14 protein-coding genes are annotated in these 17,185 nt (G+C 48.0%); 4 read left to right on the plus strand and 10 right to left on the minus strand.

What is annotated here, in order from left to right; translation table 11 throughout:
- Positions 1-4: 4 nt before the first annotated feature.
- The 7 genes from mrdA to QM717_RS10540 form a co-directional block, all read right to left on the minus strand.
- Complete coding sequence (gene mrdA, locus QM717_RS10510) at positions 5-1,918, minus strand: penicillin-binding protein 2 (protein ID WP_415037427.1); 1,914 nt, start codon at positions 1,916-1,918, stop codon at positions 5-7.
- Positions 1,915-2,172, minus strand: coding sequence for a hypothetical protein (locus QM717_RS10515; RefSeq protein WP_415037428.1), 258 nt, complete (start codon positions 2,170-2,172; stop codon positions 1,915-1,917). The genes mrdA and QM717_RS10515 overlap by 4 nt, the downstream gene beginning before the upstream one ends.
- Positions 2,169-2,675, minus strand: a complete 507-nt coding sequence (locus QM717_RS10520) for a rod shape-determining protein MreD (RefSeq protein WP_415037429.1) — start codon at positions 2,673-2,675, stop codon at positions 2,169-2,171. The genes QM717_RS10515 and QM717_RS10520 overlap by 4 nt, the downstream gene beginning before the upstream one ends.
- Positions 2,668-3,498 (minus strand): rod shape-determining protein MreC, encoded by an 831-nt coding sequence (mreC, locus tag QM717_RS10525; RefSeq protein ID WP_415037430.1) that lies wholly within the window; start codon positions 3,496-3,498, stop codon positions 2,668-2,670. Before mreC ends, QM717_RS10520 begins: the two co-directional genes overlap by 8 nt.
- Before the next feature lie 69 nt (positions 3,499-3,567).
- Positions 3,568-4,596: a rod shape-determining protein gene (locus tag QM717_RS10530; protein ID WP_091141774.1), complete on the minus strand. Its 1,029-nt coding sequence runs from the start codon at positions 4,594-4,596 to the stop codon at positions 3,568-3,570.
- Positions 4,597-4,731: 135 nt separating this feature from the next.
- Positions 4,732-6,258 carry a bifunctional phosphoribosylaminoimidazolecarboxamide formyltransferase/IMP cyclohydrolase gene (gene purH / locus QM717_RS10535; RefSeq protein ID WP_415037431.1) on the minus strand — a complete coding sequence of 509 codons (1,527 nt, stop codon included), beginning with the start codon at positions 6,256-6,258 and terminating at the stop codon, positions 4,732-4,734.
- 73 nt (positions 6,259-6,331) lie between these two features.
- Entirely contained in the window at positions 6,332-7,225 is an 894-nt protein-coding gene (locus QM717_RS10540) for a winged helix-turn-helix domain-containing protein (protein ID WP_415037432.1), read from the minus strand.
- A gap of 168 nt (positions 7,226-7,393) precedes the next feature.
- Between QM717_RS10540 and QM717_RS10545 the strand changes: the two genes are divergently transcribed.
- The 4 genes from QM717_RS10545 (at position 7,394) to QM717_RS10560 (ending at position 12,473) form a co-directional block, all read left to right on the plus strand.
- Entirely contained in the window at positions 7,394-8,509 is a 1,116-nt protein-coding gene (locus tag QM717_RS10545) for a ligand-binding sensor domain-containing protein (RefSeq protein ID WP_415037433.1), read from the plus strand.
- Between the two features lie 160 nt (positions 8,510-8,669).
- Positions 8,670-9,926: an ABC transporter permease gene (locus QM717_RS10550; protein WP_415037434.1), complete on the plus strand. Its 1,257-nt coding sequence runs from the start codon at positions 8,670-8,672 to the stop codon at positions 9,924-9,926.
- Positions 9,927-10,189: 263 nt separating this feature from the next.
- Complete coding sequence (locus QM717_RS10555) at positions 10,190-11,716, plus strand: T9SS type A sorting domain-containing protein (RefSeq protein ID WP_415037435.1); 1,527 nt, start codon at positions 10,190-10,192, stop codon at positions 11,714-11,716.
- Between the two features lie 79 nt (positions 11,717-11,795).
- The gene (locus tag QM717_RS10560; protein WP_415037436.1) at positions 11,796-12,473 is read left to right on the plus strand and encodes a hypothetical protein; all 678 of its coding nucleotides are present in this window, start codon (positions 11,796-11,798) and stop codon (positions 12,471-12,473) included.
- A 49-nt stretch (positions 12,474-12,522) separates the two neighbouring features.
- Here QM717_RS10560 and accD read toward each other — a convergent pair whose 3' ends face one another.
- The 3 genes from accD to QM717_RS10575 form a co-directional block, all read right to left on the minus strand.
- On the minus strand, positions 12,523-13,377 hold the full coding sequence (accD, locus tag QM717_RS10565; protein ID WP_415037437.1) for an acetyl-CoA carboxylase, carboxyltransferase subunit beta: 855 nt from the start codon (positions 13,375-13,377) through the stop codon (positions 12,523-12,525).
- 80 nt (positions 13,378-13,457) lie between these two features.
- Complete coding sequence (fbaA, locus tag QM717_RS10570) at positions 13,458-14,525, minus strand: class II fructose-bisphosphate aldolase (protein ID WP_415037438.1); 1,068 nt, start codon at positions 14,523-14,525, stop codon at positions 13,458-13,460.
- Positions 14,526-14,586: 61 nt separating this feature from the next.
- Positions 14,587-17,088 carry a BamA/TamA family outer membrane protein gene (locus tag QM717_RS10575; protein ID WP_415037439.1) on the minus strand — a complete coding sequence of 834 codons (2,502 nt, stop codon included), beginning with the start codon at positions 17,086-17,088 and terminating at the stop codon, positions 14,587-14,589.
- Positions 17,089-17,185: the final 97 nt, after the last annotated feature.

The following is a 17,185-nucleotide window of genomic DNA, read 5'->3' on the forward strand; positions in this document are numbered from 1 at the left end:
TCAATTAGTTTTCGATTTCGCTGCTGTCGATTACTTTAGGTGCGGCCGGTTTGGTCAGCAACAGGGTATCGGTTTCCTTGCGGCCCGTATATTTGTCGTATTCCGATTGCAGGCTGCCTTCGAACATGCGTTTTTCCAGATCGGTACGCGTAATTTTCCCACGCAGGTATTTCTCGATCATCAAACTCGCGATCGGACCTGCCCAACGCGCGCCCCAATAACCATTTTCGACGAATACGGCCAGCGCAATCTTGGGGTTGTCTTTTGGAGCAAAAGCCACGAAAATCGAGTGGTCCTGCAATTTGACCCGTTTGCCGTTGATCTTGGCGTAATTTTCGGCGGTTCCGGTTTTTCCACAAATGTCGATGCCTTCCACACGCAAAGCATGGGCGGTCCCGAGGTTGTACACGTCAAACAATCCGGAAACGACGGGTTCAAAATATTTTTTATCGACGGTCGTATGGTGTTTGGTCGTAAACTTCTTGTCGATTTTTTCGCCCTCGATTTTCTTGATGATGTGGGGCGTATAATAATAGCCGCGGTTCGCAATGGCCGCCATCATATTGGCGAGTTGGATTGGCGTCATGAGCACTTCACCCTGGCCAATACCATTGGATACGATAGCCGTCGAACGCCAGCCGCCATTCGGGTAAATGCGTTTGTAGGTTTTGGAAGTCGGTGCCTTTCCGCGTCGGCCCGTCGGTAAATCGTAGCCCATGAATTCCCCGAGACCAAAGCTGCGCAAGTGCTTGCTCCACACGTCCACGCCGTCTGCGGGGCGCACATATTTGTTGATGGTTTTCATGTAGGTGCTCGCAAAATAAGTGTTGCACGATTCATAAATCCCACGGTGCAACTGCTGTACGCCGCCGTGGCAGTGGCAACGCATAAAACGCCCGCGCGCATAGCTGAAACCGTGGTGGCACACAAATGAAGTCTGCTCGTCGATGACGCCTTCCTGCAAACCGATCAGGGCGGTCAGGATCTTAAATGGCGATCCCGGCGGATATTCGGCCAGAAGTCCACGGTCGTACAATGGTTTGGCTATCGAATCGTTGTATAACGCGGTATAATTTCTCGAACGTTGTCGGCCGACCAAAATCGCAGGATCATAGGACGGTGCGGTCACCAAAGCCAGGATTTCGCCCGATTTGGGTTCAATCGCAACAATTCCACCGCGTTTGTTCACCATCAATTGCTCGCCGTATTCCTGCAAGGTCGCATCGATCGAGAGCGTAATGTCTTCGCCCTGCACGGCAATCGTATCGAATTCGCCGCCTTTGTATGAACCGATTTCGCGGTTGAACTTGTCTTTCTGGATGTATTTTACCCCTTTGATCCCGCGCAAAGTCGTTTCGTAACTTTCCTCTACACCTTGTTTCCCAAGCAAATCCCCGCTGTTGTAATACGGGTTTTTCTTGATTGTTTTCTCGCTGGCCTGGGTGATGAAACCAAAAATGTTCGCGCCGAATTTGACCTGGTAATCGCGCAGTGAGCGTTTTTGGATGTAGAACCCCGGAAACTTGCGGATTTTCTCCTGAAACGCCGCATATTCGGCCTTGTTCAACTGCGGCAGGAAAACCGATGGAAGACGTGGACTGAACACTTTGGCTTTGTCCAAAATACGGTCGTAATCCTTGCGTGTGATGTTGAGCAACTGGCAAAATTCATTGATGTCGATGTCTTTCTTGATGTCGCGCGGAATCACCATAATGTCATACGACGGCTGGTTGGCCACAAGCAATTTACCGTGTCGGTCATAGATGTAGCCGCGTTCGGGATAGTCGTATTGGATCTTGATCGCGTTGTTCTCCGACTTGAGCTTGAAGGTGTCGTTGATGATCTGCAAATAAAAAAGCCGCAGCACCAAAAAGATACTTCCAATGATGATGACCGTTGGGAGCAATACTTTTCTCATCGGAATGTTCTTTTGAGGTTATTGCGGAAAATAAAAAGGAGGGTCAACGCCACTGCAATAATTACGATGTAGAAACCGGTTGTTTGCGTAGAAGTCGTCGTGAAAATGTAGTCGGTATGCGGTTCGGGAACAAAGCTGCCTTTGACGGAGCTGCCGCCCGATTGGCCCAAATCATAACCATTGTCCTTCGAAAAATAGAATAATCCGAATGCTGCAATTCCAATCAGGATAAATAAAGGGACTGTTTTTTTCATCGTTTATTCGGTTTAATCAGATAAATGATGATGATGCAGATCAATATCGTAAAAATCGTACTCAAGACCGTCTTGAGCAGGATTTCCCAAAGGAAAGTCAGGTGGAATACTTCGAGCAAAAACAGCGCAAAGTGGTGGATGACCACGGCAATCAGGATGAACGAAAAACGTTCCGGCGTAAGCACATCGTTGATCTTGACGGTCTGGTATTCATAGCTGAGCCCGAACGAAAACTTGAAAATATACGGTCGGTAATAAGCCAAAGCCACACAAGAAGCCGCGTGCACCCCGCCCGAATTGCAGAACATGTCCATGATGATCCCAAGGAAGAAACTCGAAGCGAGCAATCCGTATTTGTTGCCGTTGACCGGATACAAAATGATGAACAGCATGTACGGATACGGGTTGATGTACCCGAGGAAATTCACATTGTTGAAAATGAGAATCTGCGCCGCGAGCAGCAAAATGAAACGGGCGATATTGACCAATAATGCACTATTCATCGGTTGCCTTGGATTGTTTTTCGAGGTTGATGATTTCTTCGCGGTCCTTGCTCTTGATGATGTAGACATGGCCCAGATTGGTCATGTCATTGAACAATCGGATGTCGAGCGTATAGTAATTCGTTTCGTTGTCGATATAGACTTTACTGATGGTTCCGATGCCGATGTTCTCCGGGAAAATCACCGATTGGCCGCCTGTCACGATCGTGTCGCCTTTGCGCACCGAAGCCAGACGCGGCACGTCGATCAATTGGACAAAACCGGCATTCTTTCCGTTCCAGATCAAAGACCCGAAGTGGTTCGATTTCTTGATCTTGGCATTGATCTGCGACTTGACGTTCAAAATCGAAATCACTGTCGCGTAATTTTTCGACGTCTTGTCGACGATTCCCACAATTCCTGCGCTGTTGATTACGCCCATGTCGGGTTTGACGCCCATGGCTGAACCGCTGTTGATCGTCAGGTAATTTTCGTGCGTATTGTAGGAGTTGTGGATGACTTTCGACGTGATCAGGTTAATTTTATTGATGCCCTTGATGCTGTCAATTCTTTGTATGGCCGTCGAATCCTTGATATTGTACAGCAAACTTTTGAGCCGCGCATTTTCACGTGCCAACTCGTCGTTTTTCTTTTGGAGGCCGAAATATTCGTTGATCGAATTGATTTGTTCGTACACGCCGCCGGTCAAGAAATTGGCCGATGAAATCACCTTGCTCCGGTGGTACGAATGCGCCTGGATCGTAAGCACTAACGAAGTGCCCAAAAGCAGCAAAAACAGCAATCGATAGCTGTTTTTAAATATAAAATTAAATATTTGCTGCATTTTTTAAGTGTTCAGAGTCAGTCTTCAATATCCGGTTCGTGCATTTCAGTTTAATTGGGAAGCGGCAATTTATTTGATCAGGATGCTTCTGAATTTCGGGATGTTTTTAAGCGCCATTCCGGTTCCGCGAACTACGGCACGCAATGGATCTTCGGCGATGTACACCGGCAAGTCGGTTTTTTGCGAAATACGTTTGTCGAGTCCGCGCAACATCGAACCACCACCGGCGAGGTAAATCCCCGTGTTGTAGATGTCGGCCGCGAGTTCCGGCGGCGTTTGCGACAAGGTTTCCATGACCGCATCTTCGATACGCTGGATCGATTTGTCCAAAGCCTTGGCAATTTCGCGGTAAGAAACGTCCACCTGTTTCGGTTTACCCGTGAGCAAGTCACGACCTTGAACCGACATATCGTCTGGTGGGGTTTCGAGTTCTTCCAAAGCCGCACCGATGGTAATCTTGATTTTCTCTGCAGTACTTTCCCCGACGAACAAGTTGTGCTGCGTTCTCATGTAGTACACGATGTCATTCGTAAACACGTCACCCGCGATCTTAACCGATTTGTCGCACACGATTCCGCCCAAAGCGATGACCGCGATTTCAGTCGTACCCCCGCCGATATCCACGATCATGTTTCCTTTCGGTTGCATGATGTCGATGCCGATACCGATTGCCGCAGCCATCGGTTCGTGGATCAGGTAGACTTCTTTTCCGTTCACGCGTTCACAAGATTCTTTTACCGCACGCATTTCCACTTCGGTGATGCCCGATGGAATGCAAACGACCATACGGAGTGCCGGCGTGAACATTCTTTTCTTCAAGGCCGGAATCGACTTGATGAACATCGAGATCATTTTCTCTGATGCGTCGAAATCGGCGATAACCCCGTCTTTCAAAGGTCTGATGGTTTTGATGTTTTCATGCGTTTTCCCTTGCATCATGTTCGCTTCTTTCCCGACGGCGATGATTTTTCCCGAGATTCGATCGCGGGCAACAATCGACGGACTGTCGATGACCACCTTGTCGTTGTGGATGATGAGCGTGTTTGCGGTACCAAGGTCAATCGCGATATCCTCGGTCATGAAATCAAAAAATCCCATAAGTCTTTTAAGGGTTTAAATATTTATAAAAAAATCTCGGACAAAGTTAAACAATTTGTTGCTCCTAATTTAAACTTTTTTCTAGGCTGGCAAAAGATTTTACAGCTTTTATTTTGTCCGAAACCATCACTTTTTTTAATGTTTGAAATGACGCGTTCCGGTAAAGACCATCGCCACTTTGTTTTCGTTGCAATAATTGATGCTGAGCTCGTCCTTGATCGATCCGCCGGGTTGGATTACCGCAGTAATTCCGGCATGATGCGCAATCTCTACGCAATCCGGGAACGGGAAAAAGGCATCGCTCGCCATCACGGCGCCTTCCAGTGAAAAATCGAATGATTTGGCTTTTTCGATCGCTTGTCTCAACGCGTCTACACGAGACGTTTGTCCGGTTCCGGAAGCAATCAGTTGCCCGTTCTTTGCCAATACGATCGTGTTCGATTTGGTATTCTTGCAAATTTTCGAGGCGAATAGCAGGTCGTCGATTTCCTGGTTGGTTGGGGCCGTTACGGTAACGGTTTTTAGTTGTGCTTTATTGTCCGTGGCGTTGTTTCGGTCTTGAATCAGCAAACCATTGAGCGCGGTTCTCACTTGACGTTGAGGCAATTCGACTTCGTGCTGCACCAAAATAATTCTGTTTTTCTTTTCCTCAAGAATTTGGACCGCCTCGTCGTCATAAGATGGAGCGATGACCACCTCGCAAAACAATTGGTTGATTTCGTGCGCGGTAGCGGCATCGATTGTTCCATTGGCAATCAATACGCCGCCAAAAGCCGAGGTCGGGTCGCCAGCCAAAGCGTCCAAATAGGCATCCTTCATCGTTTTGCGCTGTGCGAGTCCGCAAGCGTTGTTGTGTTTCAAGATCGCAAATGTCGGGTCTTCGCCTTTGAATTCGAGGATCAAATTGACTGCTGCATCTACATCCAGAAGGTTGTTGTACGACAATTCCTTGCCGTGCAATTTGGTGAACATCGCCTCGAAATCGCCAAAGAAAAAGCCTTTCTGGTGCGGGTTTTCGCCATAACGCAACGTCTGTCCGCCCGCTACACTGGCTTTATAGTAAGTGTCGTCGGTGTTGAAATAATTGAAAATCGCCGTATCGTAATTCGACGAAACGTGGAACGCTTTGGTAGCAAACAATTTGCGGTTTTCCAAAGTCGTCGTGCCGTTTTGTTCAGAAATCAAACCGAGGAATTCGGCATATTGGTCGACCGATGCCACGATCACCGTGTCCTTGAAATTCTTCGCCGCGGCGCGGATCAATGAAATTCCGCCAATGTCGATTTTTTCAATAATATCGGCTTCCGATGCGCCCGAAGCTACGGTCTTTTCGAATGGATACAAATCGACAATCACCAAATCAATCTGCGGAATGTCGTATTCGGTCATCTGTGCGACATCGCCTTCGTGATCCTGGCGGTTCAGGATGCCGCCGAAGATTTTCGGATGCAGGGTCTTGACGCGTCCGCCCAAAATCGATGGGTAAGAAGTGACATCTTCGACCGGAACAACCGGAATGCCCATATTTTGGATGAATTCCTCGGTGCCGCCCGTCGAATAAAAAGTGACGTTTTGCTCGTGCAATTTGCGGACGATGGGTTCGAGACCGTCTTTCGAGAAGACCGAAATGAGTGCTGATTTGATGGTTTTTGTCGTGTTCATTGTGTTGTTGCGATTAAAGGCGCAAAAGTAGTTTTTTAACACGGAAAAACCACGCAATCAAGACACAATATTTTCAAAAAATTACATCTCCCTTTTCGGTCGTGCCAATTTGCAATTTATAGCCTTTTCCATGGATATTGGACAGTTGCACATTGGGATCCGATTCGAGTTTTTTGCGCAGTTTGGAGATGAACACATCGAGGCTTCTTCCCACGATGACGCCGTCGTCTTCCCAGATTTCTTTTTGAAGCCTGGTCCGGTCGATGACCTGGTTCGGATGCTGGGCAAAAATGTACAGGATTTTGCTTTCTTTCGAGGTGAGGTTGATGACCTGGTTTGCGGTATGCAATTGCTTTCGATCCGGGTCAAAAAACAGACGGCCGATCGCAAGGTGTTGGTTTTTGGGGCCAACCATCGGCTTCGGTTCCGATTTTTGTTTGCGGTAGCGTGCCACTGCCAGCGGGAACAACAACAGCGCGGCGATGGCCGATAGTCCGGCGGCATACGTTTTTACGCCAAAGGGCTGGCCCTGGAATTCAATCGCGATCACGTAGCAACCGGTTTGTTGTTTGCGGCCGCTGCACGGAATGACATCCTCTTGTCGGTTTTGGGAAACCGAATAACCATAGACCACTTTCGATTGCGGACAATCCATCACCTTGACCAGATAACCCGATGTCTCGCCCGAAGCAGTCAGCGTTTTTCGGACGATGTCCACCAAGGTGTCGGTTTCAAAAGTAAACGGCCTGTCGAATACCAGTTGGTATTTTTCGTCCGGGAGTTTGGTGACGGGCAACACGCGAGAAATGCTGTCGCCCGAATGCAGCAAAATCCGGTGCCCGATTTGCCGCAGCAGGATTTCGCGTTTGGCCAAATCATACCGTTTGTCGCGTTTGATGTCGACGGCCAACAATCCAAAAATGGCCACAAGCAACAACGAGAGCAGGAAAAGGTGTCTGGGTTTCATGGTTCAAAATTCAGGCTTTTTTGGATCAGTACGTGTGGGGATGCGTGAAATTTACAAAATTTACATTTCTTTTTACAGCACAATTGCCGTTATAATGCGAGGTGGCTTGTAGGTTTGTGATGGGATTTCCCGGTATTCGAATTTGTTTCATCATTAAATCAAAAAATCATGGTCATTTCAATCTTCAAACAATCGCAATTTTTGGTTAGCCTGTCGTTTGTTTTGTCGAGTGTATTTTCTTGCAACGGACAAAAAGCAAGTCAAGCAACCGATCCTATCGCTGCCCAAAAATCGGACTCTGTATTTGTCGGAACCAAGCCCTTCATTGGCCCGATGCCCAATCCGATCAAGAAAGTCCAAATCAGCCAATACATCAGGCGTATGTTTCAAGACAAAGCCGGGAATATTTGGTTTGGTACCAATGGCGATGGGGTGTGCCGTTTCGATGGAAAAACCTACACCTATTACAATCCGAATGATATGCACAGCGGATTTGGCGGTGAAGCCGTTCGCGGCATTGTAGCCGATGACCACGACAACCTGTGGTTTGCCACCAACAATGGTGTTTCGCGTTACGACGGCCAAAAATTCCAAAATTTTACGACCAACGACGGCCTGCCGCACAACCAAGTGTGGGGCATTTTAAAGGACCGGTTGGGCAATTTGTGGTTCGGGACCGAAGGCGGTGTTTCGCGTTACGACGGAAAAAAGTTCACCCATTTTGCGTTGCCCGAAGCCAACCTCAAGGGTTTTCCGATGGCGTATCCCGCGCCGAAACTGGTCAACTGCCTGTTTCAAGACAAAGCCGGAAACATCTGGTTCGGGACCAACGGAAATGGCGTGTACCGATACGACGGCAAGAAATTGGCCAATTTATCAAAGCAAAATGGGCTGTGCGATAATTTCGTGCAATGCATCACACAGGACCGCCAAGGGAATCTTTGGTTCGGGACGCGTTTCGGCGGATTGTCGCGATACGACGGAAAATCATTTGCGAATTTTACCGACAAGGATGGGTTGGGCAACAATTTCATTTGGACATTCCATCACGACAAAACAGGTAACCTGTGGATCGGGCATGCGGGCGGTGGTTTGACCCAGTACAATGGGAAGACGTTTCAAAACTATTCAATCGAACAAGGGCTGCCCAACCGGCATGTGCAAAGCCTGATGGAAGATCGCGATGGGCGGTTTTGGATCGGTACTTCGGGCGGCGCGTTCCAGTTCGATGGGCAAACCTTCACCAACATCCTGCGCGAAATCAACCAGGGCGACGGCTGTTGAATCAAATGATTCGATTGTTTGTGTGTTGCTGATGGGTGCGCTTCGCATCGGATTCGACTTTGGTCATCACCATGGTCCGGCACAAATACGCGAAAAGAAGTAGGGACAAAGCCATTTTTTGCCGATTAAAACCTTAAATTTGGTCTGCAAAATCCAAGTTATGCTCGTCTACCTCCGCCTGCTCAAGGAAAGTTTCAGCTTCGCGATGAACGCGCTGCGGACCAATAAATTGCGTACGGCACTATCGTTGCTGGGCGTCACGATTGGGATTTTTTCGATCATCGCCGTACTGGCGGCAGTCGATTCGCTCGACAAGAAAATCAAGGACGATTTGAGCAGCCTCGACAAGAACACGATTTACCTGACCAGTGTTTCCTTTGGCCCGACCGAAGTGCCGCAATGGAAATACGAACAGTTTCCCAAAGTCAATTATGAGGAATACCAATACCTCAAATCGGCACTCAACCACGCCGATTACCTCAGTTTCCAGATGATTGCCTTCAACCGCGAATCGGTCAAATACGAAGACCGTACTGTCAGCGATGTCAATGTGGTTCCGGTCACTTTCGAATTCGTCGACATCCAGCGCATGGAATTGGCCGATGGCCGTTTTTTCAATGAATCCGAATCGAATTCAGGATTGCCCGTGACGATCCTGGGCTATGAAATCGCCAAAGGACTGTTCGATGGTTACGACCCGATCGGCAAGACGGTGCGTTTGTATGGGCAGCGTTTTACGGTTATTGGGGCCTTGAAGAAAAAGGGCGGCGGCGGACTCGATGAAGGCGGCGACGACCAGTCGGCTTTCATTCCCGTCAATTTCCTGCGCAAATTGTATGGCGACAACAACGAGGCGACTTTGCCTGTGATCATTATCAAGCCCCAGAAGGGTACCGATATGGCGGCGCTCAAGGGCGATATTGCGCAGAAATTGAGGAGCAAGCGCGGCATGAAGTCTGAAGATCAGGACAATTTTTTCGTCAATGTGTTATCGGGATTGACCGATTTTATAGACAATATTGTGGGCCAACTCAACATTGTGGGCTGGATCATCAGCGGATTTTCGCTGCTCGTGGGCGGATTCGGGATCGCCAACATCATGTTTGTGTCGGTCAAGGAACGTACGAATTTGATTGGGATCCAAAAATCACTCGGGGCCAAGAACAAATTCATCCTGTTCCAGTTTTTGTTTGAAGCCGTGATTTTATCGCTATTGGGCGGTATCATTGGCATTTTCCTGGTTTGGATCATCGCGTTGGTATTGACCCAGGCGTTCGATTTTAATTTTGTGTTGAGTATGGGCAACATCGTTCTGGGGACTTCGCTGGCGGCGTTCATCGGGTTGGTGTCGGGGATTCTGCCCGCGATTTCGGCCTCGCAACTGGATCCGGTGGAAGCCATCCGCACGGGGATGTAATGGTGTAAGTTTTACATTATCAAATACCTATCGGTTTGAAAACTTTTCAACATACGATTTTTCTTAACTTTTTTTAGTATATTCGAAAAGGTTTTGCCAGAAATCAGGAATTCCGCACTTTTTTCAAATACCACATTTTTTATTTCAGCAATTGGATCTGCCCTTTGGCTTTTCTGATGTTTTCTTTGTTGCTCCGAAATGCTGTTTCGGAGGGACAGGGCAGGGCTGATATTATCTATTCTTTAACCTTTAAATCAATTATTATGAAAAAAGTTTTTTTGCTTTTGTTGATGTGCCTGTCTTTTTATTCTTACGGGCAAACATGCGGTTATGTGGAAGACCTTAGTGGTTCCGGCCGTGGTCCGTTGTGCAATTTGTATGCGGCCAATACCAATACCTATTGCATCAAAGTCAAGTTCCACATTGTGCGCGACGATAACCAAACCAACGGATTTGACTATTTGCAACTTCCTGGCGTGGTCACGGCGATCAACAATTCACTTGGTTTGCAAGGAATTACGGTAACGAGTTTGGGGTATGACTACATCAATAGTACCACATACAATTCGCCGCTCGAGGACACCGAACTTTCTGGTTTGGGAGCCATCAATAGTGCCTCTGGCCAGTTGGATTTTTATCTGGTCAATCAAATTTCGGGCTCTGTGATTGGATATGCACAAGCCGGGAACGTTTTTGTCGAAAACGCCTATGCGGCAACGACGGTATCGGCGCATGAAATTGGACACGTATTTGGATTGGGTCACGTCAATCAAGGCAATGCCTGCAGTGGCGGGGAAAACAGTTCGAATTGCCAAAGTTGTTTGGATTTAATTTGCGATACATTTGCGTCCAATTCCAGCAACATCATGTACAGTACTTATATTCCTCCGCAAACTGCATTTACGGCTGGTCAGGGCGTTCGCATGCGCAATACCATCGAGTGCAATTACCAGAGTTTGATGAGCAATTCCTGTTCGGTTATTGTAGGCGATAACAGGCTTTGCGCTACCGGAACCAAAACGTATACGTTGCAAAATCACATTCCCGGTTCGACAGTTACTTGGTCGGTTACCTCAAATCTGCAAATCGTAAGTTCAACCGCTACGACGGTAACGGTCCAGGGCGCCACGTCCACTACCAGCGGGATGGCCACCATTACGGCCAATGTAGGCGGGACAATCATTACAAAGTCGGTTTTTGTAGGCAAGCCATCTTTCAACGTGGTGCGCGACAACGTCGAATATTGCGAGGGTTCGTGGCATTACCTCTATATTGAAATCGTCAATTTTGACACCACGACCCCAACTACAGGTTACACCTATAGTTTTGTGACACCACCAGGCATCACGTATACCGCAATGGGCAACAACCATTTCCGTTTCAGGTTGCCGCAAAATTATGTAGGCTATTTCGAATTGCTTGCCACGGTAACAAACTCCTGCGGATCCTCGCAATCCTACACCGAGCAAGACGTGAAGCTGTGCGGAACATTTACTTATCAGTATCCGAGGGGTGTTGCCGAATCAGGACCGACAGCCAGTAGCAAACGGTATGCGATTTTCCCTAACCCGGCCGATGACGCCATCAACATTGCGCTTGTCGATCCGGAATTGCACGACAGCACAAGAATTTCCGCCGAATTGTACGATATGCTTGGACAATCCAAAGGCCGTGTAGACATCATTGACGGTCAAGCGGTGATGGATGTGTCGCGGTTGTACCAAGGCATCTACGTCGTCAAGATCAATATCGATGGTGTGGTCGAAACCCATCAGGTCATGATCAAATAACACCACTATTGAAACCCAAAAATCCCGCTTAAAAGGCGGGATTTTGCTGCACTATTGTATAATTTAATTAAATTTTATTATGAAAAAATTCACGCATTTATTCCGATTGATTATTGGTGTAACCATCGGTTGTGTCCTTATTTCTTTTACTTCTTGTAGTACGCCAGATGAACCCGAAAATGGGCAGATGCAGCTCAAGAAAGGTATTTCTGAGACAGGCAAAAAAAGTAACGTTGGCGGACCTGTGACCAATGCTGGACCTAAATCATATAAATTGATTTTTGAGAACAACACATCGAATGCCGTTTACATTAGGGATATTTATGGACGACAAGGTTCGGCCTTGCCCAATTCCAACAACTTTATTTCGTTCAAAGGATATTCGTCTTCGGTTTTGATACCGGCCATTTCGGGCACGACCATTACCTATAATTCCTATGCGAGCGCCACACCGAGTACCTATGCCGTGCCGACTTGGCATATGGACAATGGCGTGACATCGGTTACCGACACGGGGGCCAACATACTTGCAGCTTATGGGATTACCGATCCGAATGCCGCACCCAGTGCCCGGTTTGCTTATTGGGTAGGAACCCAGCTTTACGTTAACGGTTATACGCCGACTAGCGGCCAAGACATCGGTCGAACCAGTCTCGGATACAGTGCAAGCGGCACTTTTTCAGGAATCGGCCCTACGGTCTATGCCGATTGGTTGCCGCAAAGCAATGGCGACATCAAGGTCGATATCCATTATTGATCGCAAATAATGGTCAAAAAAAATCCCGCTCAAAAGGCGGGATTTTTATTTATCGAATGTCCTGATTCAAAATCAAATCGAGGTACAGGTTGATCTTGTCTTTGAGTTCTTTCCTCGGCGTAATGAAATCGAGGAAACCGTGCTCGAGTACGAACTCTGCGGTTTGGAAACCTTCGGGCAATTCGCGTCCGGTGGTGTCTTTGACCACACGCGGTCCGGCAAACCCGATCAAAGCACCCGGTTCCGAAATGTTGACATCGCCGAGCATCGCATACGAAGCCGTGGTTCCGCCGGTCGTCGGATCGGTACACAATGAGATGTACGGGATTTTGGCCTCGGCCAATTGCGCCAACTTAGCCGAAGTCTTGGCCAACTGCATCAGTGAATAAGCGGCTTCCATCATACGCGCCCCGCCCGATTTGGAAATCATCACAAACGGCACTTTGTTCTTGATCGAATAATCGATGCCACGCGCGATTTTTTCACCCACGACGGCACCCATCGATCCGCCGATAAAAGCAAAATCCATACAGCACACCACGAGGTCTCTGCCTTTCGACTTGCCCACGGCCGTGCGTACGGCGTCCTTGAGTTTGGTTTTTTCCTGCGCTTCTTTCAAGCGATCGGAATATTTTTTCGTGTCCACAAAATGCAGCGGGTCTTTGGCCGTCATGTTTTTGTCGAGTTCCTCGAATTCGTTGTTGTCGAACAAGATTTCGAAATACTCCTTACTGCCGATCCTTACGTGGAAACCGTCTTCCGGGCTTACATACAGATTGCGCGCAAGTTCGTCGGCATCTATGATTTTTCCGGTAGGTGATTTGTACCAAAGTCCTTTCGGGACGTCTTTTTTATCTTCGGTTGCGGTGGTGATTCCTTTTTGCGTTCTTTTAAACCAAGCCATGTTTTGGATTTTAGATTTGCGATTTCAGAATTTAGATTTCAGTGTGGAACAATCTGAAATCTAAAATCAAAAATCTGAAATTATAAGGTGTTTACGTTATTCAAATCGGCAAATGCTTGTTCCAATCGTTTGTTGAATGTCATTTCGCCTTCGCGTACCCATTTTCTTGGGTCATAATTTTTCTTGTTCGGTGCATCGGCTCCGGTCGGGTTTCCGATTTGTGTCCTGAGGTAGTCGATGTTGTTGACCATATAGTCGCGGATGCCTTCGGTGTAGGCGAATTGCAAATCGGTATCGATGTTCATCTTGATCACGCCATAGCTGATCGCTTCACGGATTTCCTCCAAGGTAGAACCCGATCCGCCATGGAATACGAAATCCACCGGATTGCCTCCTGTGTTGAATTTGTTTTGTACGTAATCCTGTGAATTTTTGAGGATTTTCGGTGTCAACTTGACGTTGCCCGGTTTGTACACGCCGTGCACGTTTCCGAAAGCCGCAGCAATCGTAAAACGCGGGCTCACTTTCATCAATTCTTCGTAAGCATACGCCACTTCCTCTGGCTGGGTGTACAATTTAGAACTGTCCACATCGGAGTTGTCCACGCCGTCTTCCTCGCCACCGGTAATCCCGAGTTCGATTTCGAGCGTCATGCCCATTTTGCTCATTCTTTCGAGGTATTTTTTACAGATTTCGATGTTTTCTTCGATCGGTTCCTCAGACAAGTCGATCATGTGCGAACTGAACAATGGTTTTCCGGTTTCGGCGAAGTGCTTTTCACTGGCGTCGAGCAATCCGTCGAGCCAAGGCAATAATTTTTTCGCGCAGTGGTCGGTGTGCAAGATTACGGTCGCCCCATAAGCTTCGGCCAAAGTGTGGATGTGTTTCGCGCCTGCGATTCCACCTGCGATAGCCGCTCTTTCGCCTTCATTCGACAAGCCTTTTCCGGCATTGAATGCCGCGCCGCCGTTCGAGAATTGGATGATTACGGGAGATTTTAATTTGGCTGCCGTTTCCAAAACACCGTTGATGGTGCTCGATCCGACTACGTTAACCGCTGGAAGCGCAAAGCCTTTTTCCTTGGCGTATTGGAAGATTTCCTGAACCTGATCGCCTGTCGCGACACCGGGTTTTATATTGTGGGCCATTGTGTTGGGTTTTAAATTATCCCGACTATTCGGGATTACAAAAATACTAATTTAATCGATTCTAGAAAGGATAATTTATCCCAATGTTTACGACCGAATTCCCGAAATTGTAATCGCGTAACCATTTCTTGTTACCGGTATCGGCCGGATTATAGGTCTTGAATCCGAAATCGAGTCGGATCACAAAAAAGTTGAAATCGTAGCGGAAACCAAAACCGGTTCCGAGCGCTGTATCTTCCAAGGATTGGATGCCGCTGAACACCGCTTTTTCGTCCTCGATGTTGTCGAGCACGTTCCAGATGTTGCCCGCATCGGCAAACAGCGCGCCGTTGAATTGCCCAAAAATATTGAACCGGAATTCGGTGCTGACGGCGATTTTCAGGTTGGCTTCATTAAAGTCATTGAGCGAGGCCACGCTTCCCGGTCCAAGCGAATACGCCTGCCAGGCGCGGTTGTCGTTCGAGCCGCCGGCGAAATAACTGCGCGAAAACGGAATGCTGTTCGAATTGCCATACGGAATCGCAATCCCCACAAAACTTCTAAATGCCAAGACTTTCTTGCGGCGCAAATCCCAATGCTTGATGTATTCGATCTCGCCTTTGGCGTATTGGGAATATTCGACCTCAAAAATGGTGTTGTTCCCGTTCTGGTTTTCGAGCGTTTTCGAAGCCGAAGCAATCAAAGACAAAGTATTTCCGGCCGCCTCGACCTTGGTCTTGAACGCATAAAAACTTTCGTCGTTGATGTCGCTCTTGGTGGTTTTGCTGAACGTAAAACTCGAGGCAAAAATGAGGTTGTTCTCGGTCAATCGGGCGCGTCTTTGGCTGATGTTGTTGACCGTTTTCAAATCGGAGGCGTCCATGGCGATGTTGCCCGCAAGCACGTCATTGATGAAACCGTCGGTCCCTTCGTCGATCTTGAGGTCGTTGGTGCCGGGCTCAAAATAAGATGCATCTGCATTGTAGACATTGGCCAGCGTGCTCAGCGTTTTGTACGAAGATTTGTAGACCTTGAAATAATTGGCCACATTGATGTTCTTGACGTATTGGATGTTGAACAAATCGAAACGTGCGCTCGAATTCCGCTTCGGGGTCCAGTTGTAGGTCATCGCGCCCGTAAAATTTTCCTTGTCCAGACCGATATTTTCCTGCTTGGCAAAACCGAAACTGACCGTCGTGGAAGGGATCATGTTTTTGGGGATGACCTTGTCGGTGTCAAACAGGAAGCCGAGCGGGAAATAGATGCGCGGGAAATTGAGCTTCATGTCGACCCCATATTCCAAGACGTTGAAAAAGGTGTCATCGGGATTGGCCAAGTCGCGCGACGAACCGATGTTGCCACGCGCCGAAATGTCGAAGGTTTCCGCGCCGTTGAATACATTGCGGATCGAGAACGAGGTCGTCCCCGATATCCCGAAATCCTGGATGTTCGAATGCGTAAAATCGAGCGAGTACCCGAAACTGTATTTGTCACGCGGGGTCAGGTAAATGTTGGCGATCAGTGAATTGCTGATCGTGTCGCGCTTGTCGACTTCGTATTGGATCGTCGGGTAATTGAAGATGCGCAGGTTGCTCAAATAGCGCGTGGTGAGCGTCGTACGGAAATCGGCGAACAGGTTGCCTTTGTTGATGAACACCGCATCTGTGATTGCCTTCGGGCGGTATTTGAGTTTGCTGTGGCTGATCAGGTTGAAATCCTTGTAGACGCGTTTGAGCGTGTCGGCGGTGATTTCCTTGCCTTTTTTCGGGTCATAGTCGGTAAAGATGTTGACTTCGCTGATCTTGTAAATCTTAAACGGTTCGGTCTTGGCCGAATCGCCTTCGCGATAGGTGTAATTGTTGATTTTCATATCGACATTCGCCTTGAAATTCCCATTGAGGGTATCGATGTCGAAGTTGATGTAGTTCTGTTGGAAATTGTACACGCCGTTGTTGCGGAAATGTGTCGTCACGCGGCCCCTTTCGCTTTCGAAATCCTCGGTCTTGTACTGTTTGCCCGTCTTAAGGAACGAAGCGGTTTTGCGCGACTGGTACATCGAATCGAGCGCCGGGGTTTGGATCGAGGTGCGGATCGTATCGAGGAAAAAGGCATTGCCCGTGGTCACCAAATAATTGATGCGCGCTTTTTTGGGCGCCAGGGTGTCGATCTTGAAGCCGGCTTTTGCGTTGAAATAACCGTTGTTGAAATACCACGATTTCAAACGCTTGACCGATTTGCGCGTGCTGCTGGTATCGATGATGACCGGCGGTTCGCCCGTGTCGCGCAGGAAATTGTGGATGCCCGCATACCAGAACGACTGTCCCAAACGATTGACCTGCTTGGCCGACAGGAATTTGGACATGCGGCGGTATTTGTTCGGGTTGCTCGTGAATTTGGCCTGATAGGTCGAATCGTGTTTGAGATTCGCGAGGTTGTACATATTGAGCCTTAAACGATAGCCCAGGATGGTGCCGTTGGGTTTTTGGTACAACAGGTTGTTGATGTTCTCGGCGTTTTCCTTTTTGCCGTTGACGAGAATCTGGTTTTTGGTCAGCAATTTTTTGCCGTCGGGAACCCTTTTCACGGAATCGCAGGCCGATATAATTACCCCGGTTAGGATAAATAAAGCTATTTTTGTAACCGTGTTTCTCAAGTGACGCGCAAAATTTAATTCAAAAGTA

Origin of the sequence: Flavobacterium sp. (genome assembly GCF_047602195.1) — a bacterium.
GTDB lineage: Bacteria > Bacteroidota > Bacteroidia > Flavobacteriales > Flavobacteriaceae > Flavobacterium.

What these genes read in the sequence shown, in the direction of transcription:
- mrdA (WP_415037427.1), bottom strand. Translation starts at nt 1,918, where the DNA reads ATGAGAAAAGTATTGCTCCCAACGGTCATCATCATTGGAAGTATCTTT.
- QM717_RS10515 (WP_415037428.1), bottom strand. Translation starts at nt 2,172, where the DNA reads ATGAAAAAAACAGTCCCTTTATTTATCCTGATTGGAATTGCAGCATTC.
- QM717_RS10520 (WP_415037429.1), bottom strand. Translation starts at nt 2,675, where the DNA reads ATGAATAGTGCATTATTGGTCAATATCGCCCGTTTCATTTTGCTGCTC.
- mreC (WP_415037430.1), bottom strand. Translation starts at nt 3,498, where the DNA reads ATGCAGCAAATATTTAATTTTATATTTAAAAACAGCTATCGATTGCTG.
- QM717_RS10530 (WP_091141774.1), bottom strand. Translation starts at nt 4,596, where the DNA reads ATGGGATTTTTTGATTTCATGACCGAGGATATCGCGATTGACCTTGGT.
- purH (WP_415037431.1), bottom strand. Translation starts at nt 6,258, where the DNA reads ATGAACACGACAAAAACCATCAAATCAGCACTCATTTCGGTCTTCTCG.
- QM717_RS10540 (WP_415037432.1), bottom strand. Translation starts at nt 7,225, where the DNA reads ATGAAACCCAGACACCTTTTCCTGCTCTCGTTGTTGCTTGTGGCCATT.
- QM717_RS10545 (WP_415037433.1), top strand. Translation starts at nt 7,394, where the DNA reads ATGGTCATTTCAATCTTCAAACAATCGCAATTTTTGGTTAGCCTGTCG.
- QM717_RS10550 (WP_415037434.1), top strand. Translation starts at nt 8,670, where the DNA reads ATGCTCGTCTACCTCCGCCTGCTCAAGGAAAGTTTCAGCTTCGCGATG.
- QM717_RS10555 (WP_415037435.1), top strand. Translation starts at nt 10,190, where the DNA reads ATGAAAAAAGTTTTTTTGCTTTTGTTGATGTGCCTGTCTTTTTATTCT.
- QM717_RS10560 (WP_415037436.1), top strand. Translation starts at nt 11,796, where the DNA reads ATGAAAAAATTCACGCATTTATTCCGATTGATTATTGGTGTAACCATC.
- accD (WP_415037437.1), bottom strand. Translation starts at nt 13,377, where the DNA reads ATGGCTTGGTTTAAAAGAACGCAAAAAGGAATCACCACCGCAACCGAA.
- fbaA (WP_415037438.1), bottom strand. Translation starts at nt 14,525, where the DNA reads ATGGCCCACAATATAAAACCCGGTGTCGCGACAGGCGATCAGGTTCAG.